The sequence below is a fragment of the Mesorhizobium sp. RSR565B genome (genome assembly GCF_054719465.1).
Map to the genome: position 1 here is coordinate 4,863,501 of NZ_JBTTIE010000001.1, position 25,550 is coordinate 4,889,050.

The window sequence follows — 25,550 nt, forward strand, 5'->3', positions numbered from 1 at the left end:
GCTAGCGATCCTTCACCGTCTCCATGGCCACGAAGGTCGAGGTCTGCGCAACATGCGGCAGTGCCGAGATGCGCTCGCCGAGCACGCGGCGATAGGCGGCGATGTCGGTGGTACGGACTTTCAGGAGATAATCGAAGCTCGACGCCATCATGTGGCACTGCTCGATCTCCGGCACGGCCTGCACCGCACGGTTGAAAGCATCGAGCGCGGCCGAGCGCGTGTCCGACAGTTTGACCTGGACGAAGGCGACATGGCCTTCGCCCATGCGCTCGCGATCGATGATCGCCTGATAGCCCCTGATATAGCCGTCCTTCTCCAGGCGCTTCACCCGCGCCTGCACCGGCGTCTTCGACAGGCCGACCTTGCCGGCCAGTTCCGACATGGACAGCCGCCCGTCGCGCGCCAGCGCCGACAGGATGTTTCTGTCGATGCGGTCCAATTGGTCTTCTGTCACGGATATCACAGCCCATCTGATAACAATTGAGCCGCAATGATAGATCATCCGGACTGCCATGTCGATTTCTTTGGACCGGCCGAAAATGCGGCTCTGTGCTAGCTTGCGCCATTCGGTCCGGCGACCGCCGGCCCGCTCCCAGATGCTTGCTCCGCAGGACCGCCATGCCGCTCGACACCATCCGCCAGCAGATCCGCGCCAACTACCTGCCCGACGAAGACGCGGCTGTGAAGCGCTTGGCTGCCGCGACAGAACTTTCGGCCGATGACCGCAAAGCCGTCTCGGCCCGTGCCGCGGATCTGGTGCGCGCGGTGCGCGGCTCGTCTGACCCGCGGCTGATGGAGGTTTTTCTCTCGGCCTACGGCCTCTCCACCAAGGAAGGCGTGGCGCTGATGTGCCTGGCCGAGGCACTGCTGCGCGTGCCTGACACCGAGACCATGGACGACCTGATCGCCGACAAGATCGCACCGCATGACTGGTCGGCGCATTCAGGCGGTTCGAGCTCGATCTTCGTCAACGCCTCGACCTGGGCGCTGATGCTGACCGGCCGTGTGCTCGACGAGGGCGAGGGCGGCATTGAAGGCACGCTGCGCTCGATGGTTCGCCGGCTGGGCGAACCGGTGATCCGCAAGGCGGTCGCCGCCGCCATGCGCGAAATGGGCGAGCAGTTCGTGCTCGGCCGCACCATTGCGGAAGCCGTCAAGCGCGGCAAGTCGATGATCCAGAAAGGTTATCTCTATTCCTTCGACATGCTGGGCGAGGCGGCCCGCACCGAGGCCGACGCGCTGCGCTACCTCAAGGCCTATGCCGATGCGATCTCCTCGCTCGATTCAGGCTCCAACGGTCCCGATATCCGCCAGAACCACGGCATCTCGGTCAAACTGTCGGCGCTGCATCCGCGCTACGAAGAGGCACAGAAGGAAAAGATGCTGCCGGTGATGGCGGAGCGGCTGCTGTCGCTGGCGCTGGCCGCACGCCATTCGCGCATGGGCCTCAACATCGACGCCGAGGAGGCCGACCGGCTCGACCTGTCGCTCGACGTCATCGAGCGTGTGTTGTCCGAGCCGGAGCTTGCCGGCTGGAATGGCTTTGGCGTCGTCGTCCAGGCCTACGGCCCGCGCGCGGCCTTCACCATCGACTGGCTCTATGCGCTGGCGGAAAAGTACGACCGCAACATCATGGTGCGGCTGGTCAAGGGCGCCTATTGGGACACCGAGATCAAGCGGGCACAGACGCTCGGGCTTTCCGGCTACCCCGTCTTCACCCGCAAGGCCAACACCGATGTTTCCTACATGGCCTGCGCCAGGAAGTTGCTGTCGATGACCGACCGCATCTATCCGCAATTCGCCACGCACAATGCCCATACCGTCGCCGCCATCCTGTCGATGGCTGACAACCGTGACGCTTTCGAATTCCAGCGCCTGCACGGCATGGGCGAAGCGCTGCATGAGACGGTGCGCCGGGCCGAAGGCACGCGCTGCCGCATCTATGCGCCGGTCGGCGCGCACTCCGACCTCTTGGCCTATCTGGTTCGCCGCCTGCTGGAGAATGGCGCCAACTCCTCCTTCGTCCATCAGCTCACCGACGAGGACGTCGAGCCGGAGGATATTGCGCGCGATCCGCTCGAAACGGTCGAGAGCCAGGGCCCCGCCGCCAATCCGGCAATCGCTCGTCCTGCGACGATCTTCGGCGCTGGTCGGCGCAACTCGAAGGGGTTCGACATCACCGATCCGGTGACGCTGGCGGCGATCGACAAGGCCAAAGCGGCCTTTGCCGGGCCCGAGCGCTGGCATGCCAAGCCGATGACGCGCGCCGCCGGCTACGGCAAGCAGCGCCCGGTGGTCAATCCGGCAAAGCCTGCCGAGATCGTCGGCACGGTCGCCGAAGCCGCTGCCAAGCAGGTCGCGACCGCGGTGCGCTTTGCTGTGGAAGCGCAGCCGGCCTGGGCGAAGCGTCCCGTTGCCGAGCGCGCCGCCATCCTCAACCGCGCCGCCGACCTCTATGAGGCCAATGCGGTCGAGTTTTTCGCGCTCGCCACCAGGGAAGCCGGCAAGTCGCTGGCCGACGGCGTGGCCGAAGTGCGCGAAGCTGTCGACTTCTTGCGCTACTACGCTGCCGAGGCGGCCAACAACGAAGCGGGCACCGAGGCGCGCGGCGCGATCGTGTGCATTTCGCCGTGGAATTTCCCGCTCGCCATCTTCACCGGCCAGATCGCGGCAGCGCTCGTCACCGGCAATTCGGTCATCGCCAAGCCGGCCGAACAGACGCCGCTGATCGCCTTCCGCGCAGTCGAGCTGCTGCGCGAGGCCGGCGTGCCGGAAGATGTGATCCAGCTTCTGCCGGGCGACGGCCCGTCGGTCGGCGGACCGCTGACTGCGGATCCGCGCATTGCCGGCGTCTGCTTCACCGGCTCGACCGAGGTTGCAAAGCTGATCGAGAAGCAACTGGCCGAGACGGCCGCGCCGGACGCCATGCTGATCGCCGAGACCGGCGGCCTCAATGCCATGATCGTCGATTCCACAGCACTGCCCGAACAGGCGGTACGCGACATCCTGGCGTCCGCCTTCCAGAGTGCGGGTCAGCGCTGTTCGGCGCTGCGCGTGCTCTACGTGCAGAAGGATGTCGAGAAGAAGATGCTGGAGATGCTGAAGGGCGCCATGGAAGCGCTCACCATCGGCGATCCCTGGCAGATTTCGACCGATGTCGGGCCGGTCATCGATGACGAGGCGCAGGAATCGATCCGCGAGTATTGCACCAAGATGGGGCTGCAGGGCCGGTTGATTGCAAAGCTCGAAGCACCGAAGGACGGCCGCTTCGTTGCGCCGCATGTGTTCCGGGTCAAGGGCATCGAGGAGATGGAGCGCGAAGTGTTCGGTCCGGTGCTGCATGTCGCCAGCTTCGACGCCGACGGGATCGACGCCGTCATCGCCGCCATCAACCGCAAGGGCTATGGCCTGACCTTCGGCCTGCACACCCGCATAGAAGGCCGCGTCCAGCATTTCGTCGACGGCATCCATGCCGGCAACATCTATGTCAACCGCAACCAGATCGGCGCCGTCGTCGGTTCGCAGCCCTTTGGCGGCGAGGGGCTTTCGGGCACCGGGCCGAAGGCCGGCGGGCCGCATTATCTCCGGCGGTTCCGCAAAGGGCCGGAGGCGGGCACGGAGATTGCCGGGGGCCACAAGGTGACTGCGACCGAACTCGCCGACAATCTGCCCGATCCGACGCTTGGCGGCTGGTCGACGCGGCCGGATCGCATCGCCATCCTGAGAAAGCATCTGCGCGGCAAGGGCGCTGCAGCCATCGGCGCTGCAGCCGCCATCGATTTCGGCCAGGTCGACCTGCCCGGACCGACCGGCGAGGCCAACACGCTGTCGCTGTCGCCGCGCGGCCGGGTGCTGTGCCTCGGTCCGGACGCCGAAACGCTGCTTGCCCAGACGATCCAGGCGCTGGCCGCCGGCAATGCGGTGCTGGCCGTGGCGCCGGGCGCGCCGGCAGCACTGTCGGCGCTGACCGGCAAGGGGTTGCCGCTGGCGGCCATAGACGGTCGGCCAGACCCAGTCGAAGCGCGTTCGCTGCGCGTCGATGTCGTCGCCTTCTCGGGCAGGCCCGAGGCGGCGCGGATCGTGCGCAAGGTCATTGCCGACCGCAGCGGGCCGATCGTGCCGCTGGTCAGCGAGGTGCTCAACTCGGCGGCCTATGCGCATGAACGCGCTGTCTGCGTCGACACCACGGCTGCCGGCGGCAATGCCAGCCTGCTCGCGGCGGCCTAGGGGGCTTTTCGCGGCTCGCTTGCCTGCGTCGGGTTGCAAGGGTATGCGCAAGGGACAGAGAGCAACTCGAGCGGGGCAGCCGAACAGATGGAAGACACGTCCCGACCGTTTGAGCTGCCGCGCGTGGCGGTGGTCATCACCTGCTTCAACTATCGGCCGTACGTCGAACAGGCGATCCGCTCGGTGCTTGCGCAGACCTACCGGAATTGGGAATGCGTCATCGTCGACGATGCCTCGACGGACGGCTCGGCCGACCATGTCCGACAGCTTCTAAGGGATATAGAAGACCCGCGCCTGCGCCTGTTGGCGCGCAAGGAGAATGGCGGCCAGACCGCGGGATTCCGCGACGGCTTTGCCGCAACCGACGCGCCCTTCGTCGCGTTTCTCGACGCCGATGACGTGTGGCTGCCGGATTTTCTCCTCGCGCATCTGTCCGCCCACCTCAACACGACGCATTCGGCCGCACTGTCGAGTTCCGATGTGTTCCTTGTCGATGGCGACGGCACCTTGCTGGGCGGTACCTTCCTTGCCTTGCGCAAACCGCGGTCCGGAGCGGATCGCAGTGGCGTCGCCATCGCGCCCGGTGGCCGGCTTGCCGGCATGGCGCCCGGGATCGCCTACGCATCGGAGCATCCGGTAACCTATTTCGCACCTGCGGTGACGGGCTGGCTGTGGTCGCAATGCTCGGCGATCATGTACCGGCGTGGCGCGCTGGAACCTGTATTGTCCTTCCCGTTCAAGGCCAAGGTCGGGACGGATTATCTGACGGCGACACTCGCGCACCAGGCCGGCGGCAGCCTCATCCTGTCAGAAGGTCTCGGCCTCTATCGCCTGCATGGCTCCAACCTGTCCACCGGAACTGCCTTTGCCGGCGGCAATGTGCGGCAAACGCCTGCATACAGGAGCTACAGGAGCGTGTTGGCGGCGGATGCCGCAGACTATTTGCTGGCGAATTCTGCCTGGCTCAGCGATCTCAACGGGCGCAATTTCATACCTGCATTCCTGACGCAGCATGTGCGCCAGTTCCCGGAGCTGGCCGGTGATCCGCGGTTGGCGCGCTACCTGACACGCGGACAGCCCTGGCGGCGGCTGCGCCTGCACATTGCCCAGCGGCTTCGGCGACTGGGCGGCCGGAATTCAACCGGAACATGACGGCATCTGCCCGTCGTCAGATCTCGTCGACGGGTGAAATCTCAATCAGGCCCCTTCGACGACCGAAAAGCCTTCGAACTGCGGATGGCCGAGATAATGCACCTTCGAGGTGCCGGTGTTGCGGTGGGCGGCGCGAAAATTCTCGGATTTGGTCCAGGCGACGAAATCCTCATGGCTTGCCCACACCGTGTGCGAGGCAAACAGCGTATAACCCTCGGTCTCGTTGACCGGGCCGCGCAGCAAGTGGAATTCCCTGAAGCCTTTCATCTCCGAGAGGCTCGAATCGCGGTTCTTCCAGACATCCTCGAAGGCGGTCTCCGAGCCGTTCTGGACCTTGAAGCGGTTCATGGCGATGTACATTGGGCTTCCTCTTGAATTGATGGACGATGACATTTGGCGAAGGTCTACGAGCTGGTTAAAACGGACCGATCCGCGCCCTGAACACCCAACTTGATAATCCGGTCTCGGGTGGAATGGGCGGGAACGGCGCTTGCTGGCGCACCAGTTTCAAAGCGAATTGGTCTAGCTCGGCAGACCCTGAACTTTCGACAAGCTGCAAGTCGCTGACGCTGCCGTCGGCCATGACGACGAAATAGACCCTGGCATTGTTGCGAGCCTTGGCTTGAACCGCCTTCGAAACGTGGCGGTTGGCGCGGACAAGCTTGTTCTGAACTTCAACGCTGTAGCCGGATTCCATCGAATTGCCCGCCGCGCTCTGTTTTCCGCCTTTGCTGGCAACCGCCGTTGCCTCGCGCTCCTCGCCATCTGCCGTGCCGCCAGTCTCTCCCGATATTGGTGCTCCCGATATTGATGTACTTGGCCTCGGGCTTGGGACTGGTGGCCTCGCGGCAGGCAATTCAACGGCAGGCTCATTGGCGGGAGACGCCTCCGAACTCTGCGTTTGAACCGGTGACGGTGCAGGCGTCTCACCCTCTGGGGCGACACTTTGATCATCCGGGATGGCGGCCGTTGGTGCATCCGGAGCGACGGTTGCCTGCTTGGCAGCTTCCGGCGCAGATTTGGGCGCCGCCGGCTCCTCTACGGCTTGAGGCGCCCCGGTTCGCGGCGTGGGTTGGACGGGGTTGGCCGGCTGCGGATCGGTTACCAGGGTAACATCCACCGCGTCGGGTACCGGGTTTTGCAAAGCGGTGCCGAGGACGTCTGCGCCTGATCGATCGGCGCCTTCGGCCTGTATTGCCTTCCCGGTATCGAATGTCCCGGCGGGTGCGACCATGAACGCCGCTGCGGCAGCGGCATGGAGCAGGCAGGACGCGACGATCGCCACAGTCCATTTGCGGTCCGCGGCCGCCGGCTGTACGAGCTCGTCCATTGTTATCGCCGGTTCGTTGCCGGCGTCGGGGAGGGGGGTGATGTCCTGCATGGTTCGCGGCGAGACCTGCCGCGAGCGCGGCGGGATTGTCAAATCAAGATCGTTGCCGGCCATAACGGCGGAGCTGCGACGGGTCGTGTCGCATTGTCGTGCAGGAAGGCGGGATGCAGACCCACCTCAAACGCCGAATGCGATACCGGTCTTGGTCTGCGTCTTCAGGCCGCGCATGCAGGCGCCCGGTTCGACGCCGGCGCATTCGGTGGCGCTGTTGATCAGCACGCGGCTGAGTTTGGTGCAGTCGGTGCCGGCGAGGTCGAAGCGGATCACCTTGGTCTTGCCGGCCGGCAGGTCCTTGAAGTCGAGCACGCTCAGGCGGTCGACAATGCCGGCCTCGTTGAACAGCGCGATTTCGAATGCCGCCTTGGAAAGATCGGCGCCGAGCGCATTGTTGACGACGAAGGTCAGGCGGCAACCCTTTTCGGAGGGCTGCGCGGCATTGAGCTCGAGGCTGAGTTGCGGAGCCGGCGCGGACTGAGCCCACGCCGGCATCAAGCCAAGCGACATCGCCAGCGTCGAGGTCAGGAGCCGAAGCGATGCCGTCAAACTTGTCATGGGTGTCAGCCTCCAAAGCGCATGGTTGCGGCCAGCTTCAGCGTGATGCCGGGTTCATAGATGACGGCGGTGGTGCCGCCGTTCAGCGGGTTGGTGTATTTGACGTCGAACAAATTGTCGGCGCGGAAGTCCACCTTCAGATTGTCGGTGGCCTGGTAACTGGCGAAGGCGTTGACCAGAGTATAATCCTTGGCTACGGGGTTGCCCTTCGGCTTGCCGTTGTACTGCACCTCGCCGCCGACGGTCAGCTTGTCCTGAAGGAAGCGGAAGCCGAGCTGCCCGGTGACCTGCGAGGACGGGATGGTGGCAAGGTCGGCCCGCTCGCCTTCATCGGAGATGGTGTGGCCGTTGATGATCGAGGCCGACAGCCCGGCATAACCCCAGGCGGCATCGTAGACGCTTTCCAGTTCGAAGCCGTTGATCTTGGCCTGGGCGACGTTCTGGTACTGGAAGCAGATCGGAATGCCGGGGCCGAACGGGCAGCCGCTGGTCGGGTCGAATGCCGACAGCGTGACGCCTTCGATGTAGTCGTCGACATCGTTGTGGAAGTAGCCGGCCTTGAGCCGGAACGCGTCGCCGGCCTCGACAAGGTCGTTCAGCTTGTAGTTGACGCCGAACTCGGTGGTCTTGCCGGTTTCTGGCCGCAGGTTCGGATTGGGCAGGAACGGGAAGGTGACGCCGGCCGGATGGTTGCCGCTGATCAGCGTTTCGGTCAGCGAGGGTGAGCGATAGCCTTCGGCGTAGGTGCCATAGAACTGCAGGCCCGCCAGGCTGGCGCTTTCGAAGGGCGTGACACCAACGGTGATGCGCGGCGACAGACGATCACCTGACGTTTCGTGGGTGCTGTCTTCGAGGCTGTAATTGTCGTAACGCAGCCCGGCAATGACCTCGAGCCAGTCCCAGGTGAGCTTGTCCTGGATGTAGGCGCCCGAAACACTACGCTTGCCCGATGGGGTGTAGAAGCTGTCGCCGCCGGCGGTGCCGCCGGTCTCGACATCGTCACCCACCCAGTCGCCGCCATAGGTCAGCTCGTGCGAAATGCCGGCGGTCTCGAAGCGCGACGTGTTCCAGATATCGATGCCGGTGGTGCCGACATCGAAGGTCGAAGTTGAGCCGACCGGCAGCAGCACGGGAAGACCGGTGACCGGATCGAACCGGTTTTGCGGCACAAGCGTCGTCAGGTCCAGATTGGTCTTGTTGTAGGAGGCGTTGATGTGGAGATCGAGCCAGCTCCTGGCGTCGTCGGTGATGTTGTAGCGGGCGGTGAAGGTGTTCGACTTCAGGTCGACGTCGTTGGCCTGCACGCCGCCGCTGGTTTCCGTCCAGCCGTCGCTCGAGCCGACCCAGCCGAGCTTCAATTCGCTGTTTTCGCTCGGGCGGATGGTGGTCTTGAGCAGGCCGCTCAGCACGTCGAAGCCGGTTCCGGCGACGGTGTCGCCGCTGCCGTTCTTGTAGTCATCGTAGTCGCGGTAGACGATGTTGCCCAGCACATCCAAATCGTCGTTGAATTTGTAGGCGCCGCTGGCGCTGGCGGTCCAGCCCTTGCCATTGCTTTCATAGCGCCCGGTGACGGAGCCGGCCCAGGTTTCGCCCGGTCTGAGGAAATCCACCGCATCCTTGGTGTCGAAGAAGACGACGCCGCCAATGGCGCCGGAGCCATAGGTGTTGGCGGTCGGTCCGCGGATGACATCGACGGATTTGATGAGCTCGGGATCGACATAGAAGGTCGACTGCGTGCCGTGGTCGGAGCGCTGGAAATTCTGCCTGGCGCCGTCGACGATGACGGCGACGCGACCGAAATCCTGCAGGCCGCGGATGTTGATGCTGGAGCTGACGCGTCGCGCATCGGCCTGCACGGCGACACCAGGCACACCGAGCAGCATTTCGTTCGGCGTCGTCGCCATGCGGCGGTCGAGCTGTTCCTGGTCGACATGGCTGGCTGAGGCCAGCGATTCGATTGCCGTCTCGCCGGTGCGGCTGATGACGAGGATCTTGTCCAGCAGGGTCGCGCCGGCGGGCGCCGGCTTGGTGTCCTCGGTTTTCCTGGTCTGGTCGGCCTGGTCAGCGGCCGGCTGAGCGCTGGCCGGCGATGTCAGCAGCGCGATCGTCGCTGCCCCCGCAAGCAAGGCTGCCATTGCCTTTGCCATAGGCCGATGCACCGGATCGGCGTTCGCCAGACCCAGTCGTCCACAATTTCCCAAGCCCATGCCCCAACTCCAAAATTCCAGGTTCGATGCTGGCTGGCTTGGTGCTCGCTGGCATTTTTCATTCTGTCCGGCGTCTTAAATGTTGACTCATTAGGTCCGGTATTGCACTGACTAATAAACATGATTATTCGAGTCAAGAAATGAATCGGCATTTTTGCAACGCCTAGCCAGTTGCCCGGCACAGGAAAGGGATCGAAAGAGATGAACACCCACAATCCCAACGACTTTCGTTACCGCGTCCGCCGTTCCGAGGAGACGCCGACCCGCTTCGACCGGGTGCCGCTGGCGGTGCGGACGCTGTCCTCCAACACGCTGTTCCAGGGCGAGCACGAGATCGGCATCGAGCACCATGGCGCGCTATATCGGCTGAAGATCACCCGCCAGGGCAAGCTCATCCTCAACAAGTGACGAAACGACCAAACACGGCAGACAGGTAAGCAGGACATGGACCAGCGCGCAAAACCCGCCCCGCATGAAATCCGGCGGGCGCGGGCAGACAATCCGAAAGCGCGCGAGCGCGATCTTGCCGCCGAGCTCGGTATTTCCGAGGCCGAGCTGGTGGCCGCGCATTGCGGCGACGGCGTCGTGCGCGTCGAGCCCAGGGTCAATGATCTTCTGACCGGCCTCGACGCCGTCGGCGAGGTGATGGCGCTGACCCGCAACGAAAGCGCGGTGCACGAGAAGATCGGCGTCTACGACAAGGTTGTCACAGGCGCGCACAATGCCATGGTGCTGGGCGAAAACATCGACCTGCGTATCTTTCCAAAGGTCTGGGCGCATGGCTTTGCCGTGGAAAAGCGCGACGGTGGCGACATCCGCCGCAGCCTGCAATTCTTCGACGCGGCCGGCGATGCGGTGCACAAGGTGCATCTGCGGCCGGCGTCCAATCTCTATGCCTACCAGAAGCTCGTGGCCGCACTCGAATCGCCGAACCAGGAGGCGACCGTGTCTATCGCAGGCTTGGCCGACGACGACGCGGAGACGTCGGGCATTGCCGCAGACATCGATGATCTGCGCGACCGCTGGAGCCGGCTGACCGACGTCCACCAGTTCTTTGGCATGTTGAAAACGCTGAAGCTCACCCGCCGCCAGGCCGTGCGCATGGTCGGCCAGGACTATGCCTGGCTGCTCGACAATGACGCCATCGTCGCCATGTTCCACCATGCCGCCGCCGACGGCATGCCGATCATGTGTTTTGTCGGAAACCGAGGCTGCATCCAGATCCATTCCGGTCCCGTCAAGTCGATCAAGCCGATGGGGCCGTGGATCAACGTCATGGACGAGACGTTCCACCTGCATCTGCGCACCGACCACATCCAGGAGGTGTGGGCGGTGCGCAAACCGACCAAGGACGGTCATGTCACCTCGCTCGAAGCCTATGGCGCCGACGGCAAGATGATCATCCAGTTCTTCGGCAAGCGCCATGAAGGCGAGGGCGAGCGCGACGACTGGCGGTTCCTTGCCGAGAACCTGCCGCGCATTCCAAGCCCGACCGCAGCCTGAGGAAACGACGATGATTTCACTGTTCAGGACGCTTGCCGCGGCCATGGGCCTGTCGCTGTTTATTGCCGCCCCAGTGCCGGCCAGCGAGAACGTGGCCGTGTTGGCCGACACGTCGCGGATCGTGGCGATCGGCGGTTCGATCACCGAGATCGTCTACGCGCTTGGCGAGGAAGGTCATCTCGTCGCCCGCGATTCGACCAGCCGCTACCCCGCCGCCGCGGTCGCGCTGCCCGACGTCGGCTATATGCGCCAGCTGTCGCCGGAAGGCGTGTTGTCGGTCAATCCTTCGGGCATTCTGGCGCTGCATGGCAGTGGGCCGAAGGAAGCGGTCGATGTGCTGAAAAAGTCGAGCGTTCCGTTCATCGACGTGCCCGAGCATTACAGCCATGACGGCATCCTGGAAAAGATCCGCATCGTCGGCAAGGCGCTTGGCGTCGACGCCAAGGCCGAGACGCTGGTGGCTGAGACCGACGCCAAGCTGAAGGCGGCCGAGAAGCAGACGGCGTCGATCAAGCAGCGCAAGCGCATCCTGTTCGTGCTGTCGATCCAGGGCGGCAAGATCCTGGCCGCCGGCACCGACACCGCCGGTGACGGCATCATCAAGCTCGCCGGTGCGGTCAACGCCGTCGAAGGTTTTTCCGGCTACAAGCAGATGTCCGACGAGGCCATCGTAACCGCCAGGCCGGACGTGATCCTGGCGATGAAAAATGCCGGACCGCCGATTGCGGAGGCCGAGCTGTTTGCCATCCCGTCGATCACCTCGACGCCGGCCGGTGAAGGCCGCAAACTGACCCTGATGGATGGCAGCTATCTCCTCGGCTTCGGGCCGCGCACGGCCGATGCCATCCACGATCTGGCCGCCTCGCTCTATGGCAGCCAGGTCACGGACTGAGCCGATGGTGGATCAGTCGATCGCCGGCGCGGCGGGCAAGGTGGCCGAGGGCGATCGTTCCGGGCGCGCTCGCATGGTTATTGTGCTCCTGTGTGTGGCGCTTGCCCTTTCGATGTTCCTGTCGCTGAGGTCGGGCGCTTCCGATGCATCGGCCGTTGGTGTCATTCGTGACTGGCTGACCGGCGCCATGCCGGACGACGCCGCGCTTGGTGCCCGCGACCGGTTGATCGTCTACGATATCCGCATGCCGCGCGTACTGCTCGGTGTGCTCATCGGGGCGGCACTGGCCGTATCGGGTGCGGTCATGCAAGGCCTGTTTCGCAACCCGCTCGCCGATCCCGGCCTGATCGGCGTTTCCGCCGGGTCGAGCCTCGGCGCGGTCGCCGTCATCGTGCTCGGCACGACGTGGCTGGCGCCGCTCACTCTGGCGCTCGGCGGGCTGGCCTTGCCGCTCGCCGCTTTCTGCGGCGGCCTTGCGGTCACGCTGGTGCTCTACCGCGTCGCCACGCGGCAGGGGCGCACATCGGTCGCCACCATGCTGCTTGCCGGCATTGCGCTCGCAGCCCTTGCCATGGCGCTGACCGGTATCCTGATTTTCATGGCCGACGACCGGCAGTTGCGCGATCTGACCTTCTGGCAACTGGGCTCGCTGGGCGGCGCGACCTGGCCGAAGATCGCTTCCGTCGGTCCGATCATCATCCTGGCGCTTGCGGCAATGCCGTTCCTGGCCAAAGGCCTCAACGCCCTGGCGCTCGGCGAGGCGACGGCCGGACATCTGGGCATCCCGGTACAGCGGCTGAAATACACCGCGATCGTCGGCGTCTCGGCAGCGGTCGGCGCCTCTGTCGCAGTCAGCGGAGGCATCGGTTTTGTCGGCATCGTCGTGCCGCATCTGCTGCGGCTGCTGATCGGTCCGGACAATCGCTATCTCTTGCCGGCTTCGGCGCTGCTCGGCGCCTCGATGCTGCTGATTGCCGATGCCGTCGCCCGCGTCATCGTGGCGCCGGCCGAACTGCCGATCGGCATCGTCACGGCGATCGCCGGCGCGCCGTTCTTCCTCTGGATCCTGCTGCGCAAGCGCGGCGTAATCGACTTGTGAGGCGGCATGATCGAAGCACGCGATGTCTCGGTGGCGATGGGCGGCAAACGCATCGTCGCTAATGTCGATTTTGTCGCACGGCCGGGCGAGATCGCCGCCATCGTCGGACCGAACGGCTCGGGCAAGACGACTTTCTTGAAGGCGTTGTCGGGCGATCTGGCGTTTACGGGGACAGTGGCCGTCAACGGGCGCGACCTCTCCGCGATGAGGCCGGTGGAGGCCGCGACCGTGCGTGCCGTGCTGCCGCAGGCGACTACCCTGTCCTTTCCCTTCACCGTGCACAAGTGGTCAGGCTCGGCCTTATCGGCGGCCGTTCCGGCGTTCTGCCGGGCGAAGATGATCGTCTGCCCGAGCGGGCGCTGGCGCGGGTCGACCTCGACGGCTTTGCCGGCCGCTTCTATCAGGAGCTTTCGGGCGGCGAACAACAGCGTGTGCAGCTGGCGCGCGTGCTGTGCCAGGTCTGGGCGCCGGTGCTGGACGGCAAGCCGCGCTATCTCTATCTCGACGAGCCGGTCTCCAGCCTCGATATCAAGCACCAGCTGATCATCATGAACATCGCCCGCGATTTCGCCCGGCGCGGCGGCGGTGTGATCGCCATCCTGCACGACCTCAATCTGACGGCCATGTATGCCGACCGGATTTTCGTGATGCATCGCGGCCGGCTCGCCGCCGACGGTTCACCGCAGGAGGTCCTGAGCGACGATCTGATCGAAAAGGTGTTCGATTGTCGGCTAAGGGTCGGTGTGTTGCCGGCGGCGAACATGCCGTTTGTCTTGCCGCAGTCAGCCGCCTAAAGCGCGTCGCGTTTGAACGGACTCAGGCGACGCGCTTTAGGTCTTTGTCTTTATGCATGTCGTTGTCTCAAAACCGGGGCCACTTTTGAGCGACATGCACTAGAAAACTCAGGCGGCCGGTGCTCGCTGGATCAGCATGTCGATGCCGAGCAAATGACGCACATTCGGGCGCGCCGCCACCATATCGGCGATGGTGTAGCGGGAGAGTACGGCAAAGAAGGCGTTGAGCGCCTCGCGCAGCGCCGAATTCAGCTGGCAGCTGTCGACCAGCGGGCATTCGGCGGCATCGTTCTCGAAGCATTCGGCCATGGCAAAGCTCTCTTCGGTCACCCGTACGACGTCGAACAGGCTGATCTGCTCGGCGGGGCGGCCGATCCTCACGCCGCCATTCCTGCCGCGCACTGTCTCGACCAGGCCATGCTCGACCAGCGGCTGCAGGATCTTGAACAGGAAAAGCTCCGACACCGAATAGGCGGCCGCAATCTCGGGGATGCGGCTCAGGCGATCGTTGTTGGCGGCGCAATACATCAGGATGCGCATGGCGTAGTTGGTCTGGCGCGTCAGCCGCATTTCATTCCTCACCCGAGTGCTGGCGCGTTGGAACTGCACCAGATTTTAGATTGTGCTGGTGCGGCTTTCTCACCCGGAGTTTCGGATTCGCCCACACTGGCCTGATCGGAATATGGCCTATACCTTGGAACAATTCCAGACTGGGATTGCATGATAGATGAACATTCTTGTCAACTTTGCGTGCGAAACCGGCAATTCCCGGCCGAAATCGGCCCATCCGATCATGCTACGGGCCCAAACACCCCCTAAATAGCCCATGCCAGATAGCCAAGAGATCGATGAGGAGCGGCGTATCATGTCCCAATCGGCTTCGTCCCTGGCGCCTGGCGGTTTTGATGCCGAGACGGGCGCCAAGCTTTTCGCGTTGCGGCGGACAAAGTTCCTCGCCACGGCTGCGCTGGTGCTTTGCGTCGTGGTTTTTGCCGTGGCCAAATCGTTCGAGGCCAAGTATCCGTGGCTGGGCTTCGTGGCGGCCTTCGCCGAGGCGGCGACCATTGGCGGCCTGGCCGACTGGTACGCGGTGGTGGCGCTGTTCAAGCGGCCGCTGGGCCTGCCGATCCCGCACACCGCCATCATCCCAGCGAACCAGAACCGCATCGCCGATAATCTGGGCCGCTTCATCGAGGTCAATTTTCTGGCGCCCGGGCCGGTGCGGGAAAAGCTGGCCGAGGTCGATTTTGCAGCACTCGTCGCCGACTGGCTGACTGACGCCGAACGCTCTGCCGGCCTGTCGCGCTTCGTCTTACGGCTGGTCCCGCAGACGCTTGCGGCGATCGAGCAATCCGGCCTGCGGGGCTTCGTCACCAGCCGCATGCTGGAGCAGATCGACAAGGTGCCGCTGGCGCCGCTCGCGGCCGAATTGCTGTCGGCACTGACCGACGACCGCCGCCACCAGAAACTCTTCGACGAATTCACCAGGGTGATCGGCCGGTTCCTGAACGATGAAGAGGCGCTGGCGACCATGCGCGAGAAAATCCGCGAGGAATTGCCGTCGCTGTTCAACCTGTTCAGAGCCGACGCCTATCTGCTGAAGAAGATCGTCGCTTCCGCCGGCTCGCTGCTCGACGAGGTGCGCGCCGATCCCGACCATCCGATGCGCGCCGAATTCGACCGTTTCGCGCACAGCTTCATCGAGCGGCTCAGAACCTCGAAGCAATACGCCAAACGGGCCGAGAAGCTGAAACGCGATTTCCTGGCGCGGCCGGAAGTGAAGTCGCTCGCCGGCGACATGTGGCAGAGCCTCAGCCTGTTCATCGAACAGGACGCCAAGGCGGAGAATTCGATTGTTCGCGCGCATCTCGCCAACATGTTCGTCGAGGTCGGCCGCCATCTCTCAGGCGATCCGCAGATCAGGGCCGACATGAACCAGGGCTTTGTCGTGGCGCTGTCGTCGTTCGTCGAGAGCCAGAAGAGCGGTGTGTCGACATTCATCGCCGACCAGGTCAAGCGCTGGGACCTTGCCCAACTGACGAGGCTGATCGAGATGAACATCGGCAAGGACCTGCAATATATCCGCTTCAATGGCATGATTATCGGCGGATTGGCGGGTATCGTGCTCTACACGGCGGAGAGGCTGTTTCTCGCTGGCTGATGCTGCATTTGCCGCTGAATTGCTTGGGCGTCCGAATGGACACACGGCGCGCGAGTGCTATTGTCCAGAACAGGGTTCAGCATTTGCGACACTGGGGAGCACGAGCAATGGCCAAACAACCCGACTCCGATTCGTTCCTTGACATGTTCAGCCGGTTCGGCCGTGACCTGAAGGTGCCGAATGTCGAGGCGATCCTCGCGCATCATCGCAAGAACCTCGAGGCCCTGGAAAGATCGGCGCGGGCGGGAGCTGCCGGCGCGACCTCATTGTTGTCCAGACAGCGCGAGATGCTGCAGGACACGCTGCGTGAAGTCAGCGACATGGCGCAGAGCTACAAGGCGCCGGGCAATCCCCAGGAACTGATGACAAAACAGGCGGAGTTCGCCAGGAAATCCTTCGAAGCCGCCCTGAAAAATGCCGGCGAAGTGGCCGAGCTGGTCAAGAAATCCGGCACCGAATCGATCGAAATCCTGCGCAGCCGCATCAAGGAAGCGATGGAGGAAATCCGCTCGGGCTATGACAAGAAGTGACTCTCAACGCAACCATGAGAGGAGCGGGCCGGTTGCGGCGCATGAGCATGGACGAGGGACGCTGTTTGGCGGAAAATGGCGGAACGGAATCGCAACGGGCGAATTGACAGGAGCCGTCCGTTCGTGGTCCGAGGCACTGGGAGCCACCGGGAAAGCAGGAATGACGGAACTACGGCCGAAAACGCCGCCGACCTTCGAGCAGTTAAGGGCGATGGCCGGGCAGGAGCTCGGCGTGTCGGAATGGACGACCGTCGACCAGAACCGCATCAACCAGTTTGCCGAATGCACAGGCGACCATCAGTGGATCCACGTCGATCCGGAGCGGGCGAAGCGGCAGAGCCCATTTCGCACCACGATCGCGCATGGCTATCTGACGCTGTCGATCATCGGCGCGCTGGCGCTGGGCATGGGCATCGTCCCCGAAAACACGCAAGCCGCCTTCAATTACGGCTTCGACAAGGTGCGGTTCCTGGCGCCCGTCAGGGTCGGCGCACGCATCCGGCTGCGCACGACGCTGTTGTCGGTGGAGGACAAGGGGCCGGGCCAGTATCTGATGAAGGCCGCCAATACGGTCGAGATCGAGGGCGAACAGAGGCCGGCGCTGACCGCCGAAACGCTGGTCATGCTTTATGAGCGGCGCAAGCGGGCGGGAGCGTAAGCTCCCTATCTTCGGTCATGATGGCTGTTGCCGCACCGACAGCCTGCCGCCGGCGCGGGTCGAGAGCAGTGCCAGCAACAGCGCAGCCACCGCCAGGACCGTTGCCGTCTGAAAGGTAACCTGCATGCCGTGCGCGGCTGCCGCTGAGGTCAGCATGTCCTGGCTTTGCCGTTCTCCCGTCGAGGCAGCCGCAAAAATGGCGCCCATAAGCGATGCGCCGGTGATCAGGCCGAGATTGCGCGACAGATTGAGCAGGCCGGACACCACGCCGCGCTCGCCGGCAGCGACACCGGTCATGACGGCGGCATTGTTGGATGTCTGGAACAGGGCGTACCCGAAGCAGGTGACGGCGATCGGCACGATATAGCTGGCAATGCCGAGTTTTGTTGCGGCGAGCGACAAAAGCAAGGTGCCGTTGACCAGGCCGAATAGTCCGGCGATCATCATCCTGTTGGTACCGAAGCGATCGGTGAGGCGGCCGGCGATAAGTGCCGAGAGCGCGGAGACCAGCGGACCTGTCGACAGGACCATGCCGACCATCGCAGCATTGAGCCCCAGCCCTCGCGACAAATAGAACGGAGCGACCACCAGGGTCGCCATCATCACTGTGGCGACAACGAGGTTCGTGGCGAGGCTGGCGCTGAGCCGGATGTCGTACAACCGGGCAAGCCGGATCAAGGGATTCTTCGCCCTCTTCTGCGCGACGCCGAACAGAACGACGCCGATGCCGGCGGCAACCAGCAGGCCGGTGTTGAGGGCGCCGAAATGGCCGTGGCCGAGCGTCATGGCCAGTGCATAGGCGGCGAGCGTCAGGCCTAGCAAGACCGTCCCGATCGCGTCGAACCCGCCTTGAACGCCCGCAGCCTTGCCGCGGGCAGGCAGGGCCAGCGAGGCGAGGGCAAAGGTCAGGAGGCCGAGCGGCACATTGACGAGGAAGATCGCCCGCCAGCCAAAGCCGGCGATCAGCAAGCCGCCGAGCGAGGGTCCGAGCGTCGTGCCGATCGCCGACATGGCGCCGAGCAGGCCCATGGCGCTGCCGGTTCTCTCCTTGGTCACGGTCTCAGCGACAAAGGCCAGCGTCAACGCCATCATCAGCGCGGCACCCAGTCCTTGTACGGCGCGCGCCGCAATCAGCAGCCAGAGCGTCGGCGCCAGGCCGCAGAGCACCGAGGCCAGTGTGAACAGCGCGATGCCGCCGAGCAGCAACGGCCGGCGGCCGAGCATATCGGCCAGCCGACCGGCGCTGACGATCAGGGCCGTGATGGCGAGCAGATAGGCGAGAACCACCCATTGCACGGACTGGAACGGCGCACCGAACGCCTGCATGAGGGAAGGCAGTCCGACGCTGGCAATGCTGGTTCCAAGCGACGACAGCAGCGTGGCGAGCGACAGGCTGGCCAATGCCAAGACAGGAGAGTGGGCCAGGCCTGCGGACCGGGTGTTCTGCGGCGCCGATGCGCACTCGTTCTGCTCAGCAATTGCCATGGCGATTTCCTCCTTGTCAGTCCCGCAACCGGACCTGTCGGAGATCTAGTCGTCAGGGTGGAATGGCGGAAGGCGCAGCATTTGCATCTTATTCGTGCGCCAAACGCCATGGCATGTGCTACAATCCGCCGATGGCATCGCCCGATCTCAATCTGCTGTTCGCGCTCGACGTTTTGCTCGCCGAAGGCAGCGTGGCGCGCGCGGCAACCCGGCTGCGGCTCAGCCCTTCGGCGATGAGCCGCACGCTGGCGCGGCTGCGGGAAGCGACCGGCGATCCGCTGCTGGTCCGCGCCGGCCGCGGCCTGGTCCCGACGCCGCGCGCGGAGGCATTGCGGCAGCAGGCCGGCCATGTCGTCCAGGAAGCAGAAACGTTGCTGCGCCCTGCCAGGCCTCTCGATCTCGCAAAGCTGGAACAGATTTTCACGCTGCGCACCAATGAAGGGTTCGTCGAGGAATTCGGGCCGCGTCTTGTCGCCCGCATCCAGGCCGAGGCGCCGGGCGTGCGGCTGCGCTTTGCGCCGAAAGCCGACAAGGATGTCGCCTCGTTGCGCGACGCCGACATCGACCTCGAAATCGGCGTTGCCGGCGAGGCCGGACCTGAAGTGCTGATACAGGCGCTGTTTCGCGACCGCTTCGTCGGTGCTGTGCGAGCCGGCCACCCTTTGAGTGAAGGCGCGGTAACGCCTGAACGCTACGCGGGCGGCCACCACATCAGCGTTTCACGGCGGGGTCGGGAAAGAGGGCCGATCGATCAGACTTTGGCGCTGCTCGGCCTGCAGCGAACCGTGGCGTGCATGGTCTCCGGCTTTTCGGCTGCACTCTCCATGGCGCGCGCTTCGGACCTTATTGCCAGCGTGCCCGAACGGCACACGCAAGGCGCACGCGCCGGCATGGTCAGCTTTCCGCTGCCGGTCGCCACGGTGGAGGTCACCATCTCGATGCTCTGGCATCCACGGCTCGATGCCGATCCGGCGCAACGCTGGCTGCGAGATTGCGTTCGGGAGGTCTGCGCGGCCTCCCGCTGAGCGCTCAGCGCGCCATTGCCGCCTTGAGCACCCTGAAAATCCGCTCGTCTTGGCATTGGGCAACGTTGAAGCGCAGGAACCGGCTGGCGGTTCCCGACAGGCTGAATGCGTTGCCGGGCGCCAGCACGATGTTGTCGGCCAGCGCGCGGCGTGCCATTTCAGCCGCGTCCACGCCATCCGGCAGGCTGCACCACAGGAACAAGCCGGCCGGTTGGTCGATCCAGGGCGTGATGCCGATGGCCTTCAGGCGCGCGCCCGTCTCGCCCATGGCGCGGGAAAGCCGCGCGCGCAGCAATTCCATGTGCTTGCGGTAGCTGCCGTCCCTAAGCAGCGTCAGCACCAGTTCGGCCGCCAGCCGGCCGCCGCCGAAGGTGGTGGCGATCTTGAGGTCGGTAAGTTGCTCGATCCAGTCGCGTGGTGCCGCGATGAAGCCGCAGCGAACCGATGCCGATAGCGTCTTGGAGAAGCTGCCGATATGGACGACGCGGTTGAGGCCGTCGAACGCCGCCAGCCGGGGCGCGGGGCTGTGCTCGAAATCGGCGAAGATATCGTCCTCGATGATGGTCAGGTCCGACTGGTCGGCGAGCTTCAGCAGCCGGTGCGCGGTGACCGGCGACAGGATCGCGCCGGTCGGGTTGTGGATGGCGGAATTGGTGATGTAGAGGCGCGGCCTGTGCTCGGCGAGCGCCTGCGCGAACAGCTCGATATCAGGCCCCGATGGCGTGTAGGGCACGCTGACGACCTTGGCGCGGTGGGCGCGCAGCAGCGCGTGAAAATTGAAATAGCAGGGGTCGTCGAGCAGCACGGTATCGCCCGGTTCGATCAGGAAGCGGCACAGAAGATCGATGGCCTGCGTGCCCGATTCGGTCAGCATGATCTGTTCGGGCGCGACCTCGATGCCGTGGCCGGCCATGCGCCGCGCGAGCAATTGCCTGAGCGGCGGCAGGCCGAGCGGCGTGCCGTAATCGGCTAGGTCGACATCGTCGGCGCGCGCCACGGTGCGCAGCGCCCGGCGCAAGGCCGACTGCGGCATCCACGAGGCCGGCATCCAGCCGCAGCCTGGTTTCCGCATCTCGTCGCCGGCTTCCAGCGACTGGCGCGAGACCCACAGCGGATCGATGGCGCGATCGAGCCGGGGTCCAATCTCGGCCAGCGACAGTGGCGCCAGCGATCCGGCGGCATAAAAACCCGAACCCGGCCGGGAGCGAATCGCGCCTTCGGCGGCAAGCCGTTCATAAGCTTCGACGACGGTGGATTTCGACACCTGCATGGCCTTGGCGAAGGCGCGGATCGAGGGCAGCCGCGCGCCCGGCGTCAGGCTGCGCGCCGATATCCGCTGGCGGATGGTCGCCATCACAGTTTCGACCAGAGTGATCGCGAGAACGGTGCGCGCGCCGTCCGCTTCCAAAGCGAGTTCCTTCATCCGTACTGCTCGACCTGCCATTACAGTTTTGCGGAATTGTACTGCATTGTCTCTGGCTGCACCATAGGCACTTGCCCGATAGAGGTCGAAAGCAATGGAGCCTGGAATGGACAAGACCGCGAGCGGCTGGCTGAACGGATTCGTCGGCGTGCTGATCTTCTCAGGCTCGCTGCCGGCGACGCGCGTCGCAGTGGCGGAGTTCGATCCGACATTCCTGACCTCGGCCCGCGCCGCGATTGCCGGGCTGCTTGGTCTCGCGATGCTCGTCCTGTTCCAGCAGAAGCGCCCGGCGCGCAGCGATTTTCTGTCGCTGGTGATCGTCGCCCTTGGGGTGGTTGTCGGCTTTCCCTTGCTCACCGCTCTGGCGCTCAAGCACGTCACCTCTGCCCACTCTATCATCTTCGTCGGCCTGCTGCCGCTGGCCACCGCGATCTTCGGCGTGCTGCGCGGTGGCGAGCGTCCGCGCCCGGCCTTCTGGCTGTTTTCCTGCATCGGCAGCGCGCTGGTCGCCGGTTTTGCCCTGATGCAAGGCGTGACGGCCTCACCTGTCGGCGACGGCCTGATGCTGGCCGCCATCATCGTCTGCGGCCTGGGCTATGCCGAGGGGGCGGCATTGTCGCGCAGGCTGGGCGGCTGGCAGGTGATCTGCTGGGCGCTGGCGATCTCGCTGCCGATCATGCTGGTTCTGACCTTTGCGACGCTGCCGTCGTCCTTCGCCGGCATCGGCTCTCACGCCTGGATGGGTCTCGCCTATGTCTCGCTGTTCAGCATGCTGATCGGCTTCGTGTTCTGGTACCGCGGCCTCGCCCAAGGCGGCATCGCTGCCGTCGGGCAGTTGCAGTTGCTGCAGCCCTTTTTCGGCCTGGCGCTGGCAGCGTCGCTGCTGCACGAGCAGGTCAGCCCGCTGATGGTGGTCGTGACGCTCGGCGTGGTGGCTTGCGTGTTCGGGGCGAAGAAATTTGCACGCTAGGAGTTTGGTGGTGGAGGGCGACTCCGCCCTAGAACTTCGTCACCACCCCAATGCCAATCCCCTCGAACCCGCCCATTGCCATCAGCGCCGCAGGCGCCTCATCAAGGCTGATCTTGTTGCCGACCAGCAGTTCGGGCTTGAGCTTGCCGGTACGGATCATCTCCATCATGGCGGGGTAGCGGTAGGCCTGCATGCCGTGGCTGCCGAGGATTTCGAGCTCGAAGGCGATCACCTTGTCCATCGGCACTTGCGGGCGCGCATGTTCGCCCAGCATCAGGCCGACCTGCACGTGGCGGCCGCGCCGGCGCAGATTGGCAATCGAGTTGAAGGATGTCGTGGGGTGGCCGAGCGCGTCCATCGACATATGCGCGCCGCCATTGGTGATTTGCTTGACCGCCTTGACCACGTTCGGCGTGGTCGCGGCGTTGATGGTCGCCACGGCGCCGATCTTTTTGGCGAAGTCCAGTTTCTCGTCGGTGAGGTCAATGGCGATGACATTGGCGCCCATGGAACTGGCGATCATGATCGCCGACAGGCCGACGCCGCCGCAGCCATGCACCGCCACCCATTCCCCCGGCGTCACCCGGCCCTGGTCGACAATGGCGCGAAACGAGGTGACGAAGCGGCAGCCGAGGCTGGCGGCGGTGGCGAACTCCATCTCCTCGGGCAGGCGTACGAGATTGGTGTCGGCATGCTCGATGGCGACATATTCGGCAAACGATCCCCAGGCGGTGAAACCCGGCTGCGTCTGGTGCTCGCAGACCTGATGATTGCCCGAATTGCATTCGAAACAGCGGCCGCAGCCGACGCAAAACGGCACGGTGACGCGTTCGCCGGCCTTCCAGCGGGTCACCTGCTTGCCGACGGCGACGACGATGCCGGCCAGTTCATGGCCCGGCACATGCGGCAGTGTGATGCCATCGTCATGGCCCATCCAGCCATGCCAGTCGCTGCGGCAGAGCCCGGTCGCCTCGACCTTGATGACGACGCCGTCGGCGGCCGGTTTAGGATCCGGCACGGTCTGGATTCTCGGCGCTTCGCCGAATTTTTCGAAGACGACGGCTTTCATCGGCAACTCTCCGTGCTCTGCTCCGGCATTGTGAGCCTATTCGGCATCTATCTGATTCTCCGGCGCTGCCTTCTGAAAGGCCGGCAGCGCCATGCAGGCGGCGTGGATGCGCGAGATCTCGGGGTAGGGTGTCAGGTCGACTCCGAAGCGGGCGTTGCTGGCGATCTGGGCGACCAGGCAGATGTCGGCGAGGCCCGGTGCGTCGCCATGGCAAAATGTGCCGGTCTCATCCGATGAAGCCAGAATCTTTTCAAGCGGCTGGAACCCTTCGTTCACCCAGTGGCGAAACCAGTGGATGACATCCTGGTCGCCGGCGCCGAACAAAGTGCGCAGCGAGGTCAGCACGCGCAGATTGTTCACCGGGTGGATGTCGCAGGCGATCATCTGCGCCAGCATTCGCACGCGCGCCCGGCCGAGCGCGTCCTTCGGCAGCAGCGGCGGTTCGGGGTGGGTCTCGTCGAGATATTCGATGATCGCCAGCGACTGCGTCAAAAGCGTGCCGTCGCCCAGGATCAGCGCCGGCACCAGCCCCTGCGGATTGACCGCCAGGTAAGCCGGCTCCAGATGGTCGCCATGACGCAGATGATGCGGCACGTAATCGTAGCCCAGCCCCTTCATCTCGAGCGCAATGCGGACGCGGTAGGAAGTGGAGGAGCGGTAGTAGTTGTGGAGGACGAGGTCGCTCATCGGATCACGGCTTGCCGGTGGAATTTTGGCCGATCGAATCTTGGCCGACAGTGATCTCGATGGTGCCGATGCCGTCGACACCGCCGGTCATCGTCTGTCCCGGCGCCACCGCGCCGACGCCGGCCGGCGTGCCGGTGAAGATCAGGTCGCCCGGTTGTAGTACAACCGCACTGCTGCAGATCGAAACGATATCGGCGATCGGCCAGATCAATTCGGCGAGGTCGCCCTCCTGTTTCACCGTGCCGTCGACGGCGAGCCAGATGCGGCCCTTTTGCGGGTGGCCGGATTTGGCGGCTGATACCAACGGGCCGCAGGGCGCCGAGCGGTCGAAGGCCTTCGACCAGTCCCAGGGCCGGGCTGCTTTCTTGGCCTCGTCCTGCAGGTCGCGGCGGGTGAGGTCGATACCGACGCCGTAGCCCCAGACATGGTCGAGCGCCTGCGCGCGAGGAATGCGGAAGCCGGCCTTGCCGATCGCCGCGACCAGCTCGATCTCGTGGTGCAGGTTCTTGGTCAAGGGCGGGTAGGGGATCGTGGTGCCGGAATCGACCACCGCATCGGCCGGCTTGGTGAAAAAGAACGGCGGGTCGCGCTCGTCATTGCCGAGTTCGCGGGCGTGGGCGGCGTAGTTGCGGCCGACGCAGAAGATGCGGCGCACCGCAAAACGCTCGGCCGAGCCGGCGACGGCGACCGATGGTGTTGCGGGCAGGGGAAGGACGAAGTCTGTCATGCGCGGGTCTCTGCTTGGGATCTTGACGGCACATTTGACCGATTTGAACCCCCGGGCAAGGCATCAGCGTCCGCAAAAGCACGAGCTGCGCCTTGATTGTCGGATAAAGTCGGCTTCGCCTCCGGGGGTTAAGATGGCGATAGACTATTTGCCAATAAGCTGGCCATACCAGCGGGAGTATCGTGCCCACGGAGAACTGAAACAAACACCATGACCGCAATCAACGATCGCGCCCGGTTTCTGATCATCGACGACCATCCGCTGTTTCGCGAGGCGCTGCACAGCGCCGTGCAGATGGCGTACCCGGAAGTCGACACGGTGGAGGCGCGCTCGATTGCCGAAGCGCTCGATCTCCTGGGTGGGATAAAACCGTTCGATCTGGCGCTGCTCGATCTCAACATGCCCGATGTGCATGGCTTTGACGGGTTGCTGCAGCTGAGGACCCGCCATCCGCGGCTGCCGGTGGTCGTCGTCTCGGGCTATGAGGAGCCTAAGATCATCTCCGAGGCGTTGTCCTATGGCGCTGCCGGCTTCATCCCGAAATCGGCGCGCAAGAGCGATCTTGCGGCCGCAATCCGCTCGGTGATGGAGGGCGCGATCTATGTGCCGGAGACCTATGAGGGACAGCCGCCCGACGCCGACAGCGCCGACCGCGCCGACATGGTGCAGCGGCTGGCCAAACTGACGCCGCAGCAGCTGCGCGTGCTGCAGATGCTGCGCCAAGGCCTGCTCAACAAGCAGATCGCCTACGAGCTGCAGGTCGGCGAGACCACGGTCAAGGCGCATGTCTCGGAGATCCTGCGCAAGCTCAACGTCTACAGCCGCACGCAAGCGGTGATCGAGGTGTCGAAGCTGGACAATGCGGAGCTGTTTCGCGATCAGGCCGGGTTTTGATCTTTACCCTCCCCCTTGTTGGGAGGGTCGATCCGCGAAGCGGAGCGGGGTGGGGGACCTTGGCGCTGCACCCCGCCCCGGCGTTGCGCGCCGACCCTCCCCATC

23 protein-coding genes and 1 pseudogene are annotated in these 25,550 nt (G+C 64.5%); 13 read left to right on the top strand and 11 right to left on the bottom strand.

Annotation, left to right across the window (positions count from 1 at the left end):
- Position 1: 1 nt before the first annotated feature.
- Positions 2–454 carry an Lrp/AsnC family transcriptional regulator gene (locus ACYG9R_RS23300; protein WP_023681737.1) on the bottom strand — a complete coding sequence of 151 codons (453 nt, stop codon included), beginning with the start codon at positions 452–454 and terminating at the stop codon, positions 2–4.
- A gap of 164 nt (positions 455–618) precedes the next feature.
- On the opposite strand from ACYG9R_RS23300, the gene putA reads away from it, so the two are divergent.
- Positions 619–4,227, top strand: coding sequence for a bifunctional proline dehydrogenase/L-glutamate gamma-semialdehyde dehydrogenase PutA (putA, locus tag ACYG9R_RS23305; protein ID WP_023823052.1), 3,609 nt, complete (start codon positions 619–621; stop codon positions 4,225–4,227).
- 87 nt (positions 4,228–4,314) lie between these two features.
- Positions 4,315–5,379, top strand: coding sequence for a glycosyltransferase (locus ACYG9R_RS23310; protein WP_023818078.1), 1,065 nt, complete (start codon positions 4,315–4,317; stop codon positions 5,377–5,379).
- Between the two features lie 45 nt (positions 5,380–5,424).
- Here the strand turns inward: ACYG9R_RS23310 and ACYG9R_RS23315 are convergent, their stop codons facing one another.
- The 4 genes from ACYG9R_RS23315 to ACYG9R_RS23330 form a co-directional block, all read right to left on the bottom strand.
- Entirely contained in the window at positions 5,425–5,739 is a 315-nt protein-coding gene (locus ACYG9R_RS23315) for an antibiotic biosynthesis monooxygenase family protein (RefSeq protein ID WP_023714379.1), read from the bottom strand.
- A 55-nt stretch (positions 5,740–5,794) separates the two neighbouring features.
- The gene (locus ACYG9R_RS23320) at positions 5,795–6,823 is read right to left on the bottom strand and encodes an energy transducer TonB family protein (protein ID WP_245259996.1); all 1,029 of its coding nucleotides are present in this window, start codon (positions 6,821–6,823) and stop codon (positions 5,795–5,797) included.
- 63 nt (positions 6,824–6,886) lie between these two features.
- On the bottom strand, positions 6,887–7,321 hold the full coding sequence (locus ACYG9R_RS23325) for a hypothetical protein (protein WP_023710743.1): 435 nt from the start codon (positions 7,319–7,321) through the stop codon (positions 6,887–6,889).
- Between the two features lie 5 nt (positions 7,322–7,326).
- Positions 7,327–9,456, bottom strand: a complete 2,130-nt coding sequence (locus ACYG9R_RS23330) for a TonB-dependent hemoglobin/transferrin/lactoferrin family receptor (protein WP_031199041.1) — start codon at positions 9,454–9,456, stop codon at positions 7,327–7,329.
- Positions 9,457–9,729: 273 nt separating this feature from the next.
- Here ACYG9R_RS23330 and hemP point away from each other — a divergent pair, with 273 nt between their 5' ends.
- The 5 genes and pseudogenes from hemP (at position 9,730) to ACYG9R_RS23355 (ending at position 13,816) form a co-directional block, all read left to right on the top strand.
- A complete protein-coding gene (gene hemP / locus ACYG9R_RS23335; RefSeq protein ID WP_023673860.1) occupies positions 9,730–9,936 on the top strand; it encodes a hemin uptake protein HemP in 207 nt (68 codons plus the stop codon).
- 36 nt (positions 9,937–9,972) lie between these two features.
- A complete protein-coding gene (locus ACYG9R_RS23340) occupies positions 9,973–11,031 on the top strand; it encodes a hemin-degrading factor (protein ID WP_023823049.1) in 1,059 nt (352 codons plus the stop codon).
- 10 nt (positions 11,032–11,041) lie between these two features.
- Positions 11,042–11,923, top strand: a complete 882-nt coding sequence (locus ACYG9R_RS23345; RefSeq protein WP_031194752.1) for a heme/hemin ABC transporter substrate-binding protein — start codon at positions 11,042–11,044, stop codon at positions 11,921–11,923.
- A gap of 4 nt (positions 11,924–11,927) precedes the next feature.
- A complete protein-coding gene (locus tag ACYG9R_RS23350; RefSeq protein WP_352520510.1) occupies positions 11,928–13,022 on the top strand; it encodes a FecCD family ABC transporter permease in 1,095 nt (364 codons plus the stop codon).
- Between the two features lie 6 nt (positions 13,023–13,028).
- Positions 13,029–13,816 (top strand): annotated as a pseudogene (locus ACYG9R_RS23355) (heme ABC transporter ATP-binding protein).
- A 108-nt stretch (positions 13,817–13,924) separates the two neighbouring features.
- On the opposite strand, the gene rirA reads toward ACYG9R_RS23355, so the two are convergent.
- Positions 13,925–14,386: an iron-responsive transcriptional regulator RirA gene (gene rirA, locus ACYG9R_RS23360; protein ID WP_023823048.1), complete on the bottom strand. Its 462-nt coding sequence runs from the start codon at positions 14,384–14,386 to the stop codon at positions 13,925–13,927.
- Between the two features lie 295 nt (positions 14,387–14,681).
- Between rirA and ACYG9R_RS23365 the strand changes: the two genes are divergently transcribed.
- From ACYG9R_RS23365 to ACYG9R_RS23375, 3 genes are all read left to right on the top strand, one after another.
- Positions 14,682–15,977 (top strand): DUF445 domain-containing protein, encoded by a 1,296-nt coding sequence (locus tag ACYG9R_RS23365; RefSeq protein WP_023823047.1) that lies wholly within the window; start codon positions 14,682–14,684, stop codon positions 15,975–15,977.
- 107 nt (positions 15,978–16,084) lie between these two features.
- On the top strand, positions 16,085–16,507 hold the full coding sequence (locus ACYG9R_RS23370; protein WP_023672638.1) for a phasin family protein: 423 nt from the start codon (positions 16,085–16,087) through the stop codon (positions 16,505–16,507).
- A 160-nt stretch (positions 16,508–16,667) separates the two neighbouring features.
- The gene (locus ACYG9R_RS23375) at positions 16,668–17,165 is read left to right on the top strand and encodes a MaoC family dehydratase (protein ID WP_023681725.1); all 498 of its coding nucleotides are present in this window, start codon (positions 16,668–16,670) and stop codon (positions 17,163–17,165) included.
- A gap of 15 nt (positions 17,166–17,180) precedes the next feature.
- On the opposite strand, the gene ACYG9R_RS23380 is transcribed toward ACYG9R_RS23375, so the two are convergent.
- Positions 17,181–18,650, bottom strand: a complete 1,470-nt coding sequence (locus ACYG9R_RS23380) for an MFS transporter (protein WP_023823046.1) — start codon at positions 18,648–18,650, stop codon at positions 17,181–17,183.
- A gap of 131 nt (positions 18,651–18,781) precedes the next feature.
- Between ACYG9R_RS23380 and ACYG9R_RS23385 the strand changes: the two genes are divergently transcribed.
- Entirely contained in the window at positions 18,782–19,675 is an 894-nt protein-coding gene (locus ACYG9R_RS23385; protein ID WP_023823045.1) for a LysR family transcriptional regulator, read from the top strand.
- A gap of 4 nt (positions 19,676–19,679) precedes the next feature.
- On the opposite strand, the gene ACYG9R_RS23390 is transcribed toward ACYG9R_RS23385, so the two are convergent.
- A complete protein-coding gene (locus ACYG9R_RS23390; RefSeq protein ID WP_023823044.1) occupies positions 19,680–21,098 on the bottom strand; it encodes an aminotransferase-like domain-containing protein in 1,419 nt (472 codons plus the stop codon).
- Between the two features lie 106 nt (positions 21,099–21,204).
- Here ACYG9R_RS23390 and ACYG9R_RS23395 point away from each other — a divergent pair, with 106 nt between their 5' ends.
- Positions 21,205–22,068, top strand: coding sequence for a DMT family transporter (locus tag ACYG9R_RS23395; RefSeq protein ID WP_023823043.1), 864 nt, complete (start codon positions 21,205–21,207; stop codon positions 22,066–22,068).
- Positions 22,069–22,096: 28 nt separating this feature from the next.
- On the opposite strand, the gene ACYG9R_RS23400 is transcribed toward ACYG9R_RS23395, so the two are convergent.
- Genes ACYG9R_RS23400 through ACYG9R_RS23410 form a run of 3 tightly spaced genes read right to left on the bottom strand, consistent with a single transcriptional unit; the run spans position 22,097 to position 24,551 of the window.
- Positions 22,097–23,137 carry a zinc-dependent alcohol dehydrogenase family protein gene (locus ACYG9R_RS23400; protein WP_023823042.1) on the bottom strand — a complete coding sequence of 347 codons (1,041 nt, stop codon included), beginning with the start codon at positions 23,135–23,137 and terminating at the stop codon, positions 22,097–22,099.
- 36 nt (positions 23,138–23,173) lie between these two features.
- Positions 23,174–23,824: a maleylacetoacetate isomerase gene (gene maiA / locus ACYG9R_RS23405; protein ID WP_023746798.1), complete on the bottom strand. Its 651-nt coding sequence runs from the start codon at positions 23,822–23,824 to the stop codon at positions 23,174–23,176.
- Between the two features lie 4 nt (positions 23,825–23,828).
- A complete protein-coding gene (locus ACYG9R_RS23410) occupies positions 23,829–24,551 on the bottom strand; it encodes a fumarylacetoacetate hydrolase family protein (protein WP_023746797.1) in 723 nt (240 codons plus the stop codon).
- A 210-nt stretch (positions 24,552–24,761) separates the two neighbouring features.
- Here ACYG9R_RS23410 and ACYG9R_RS23415 point away from each other — a divergent pair, with 210 nt between their 5' ends.
- A complete protein-coding gene (locus ACYG9R_RS23415; RefSeq protein WP_023672627.1) occupies positions 24,762–25,445 on the top strand; it encodes a response regulator in 684 nt (227 codons plus the stop codon).
- Positions 25,446–25,550: the final 105 nt, after the last annotated feature.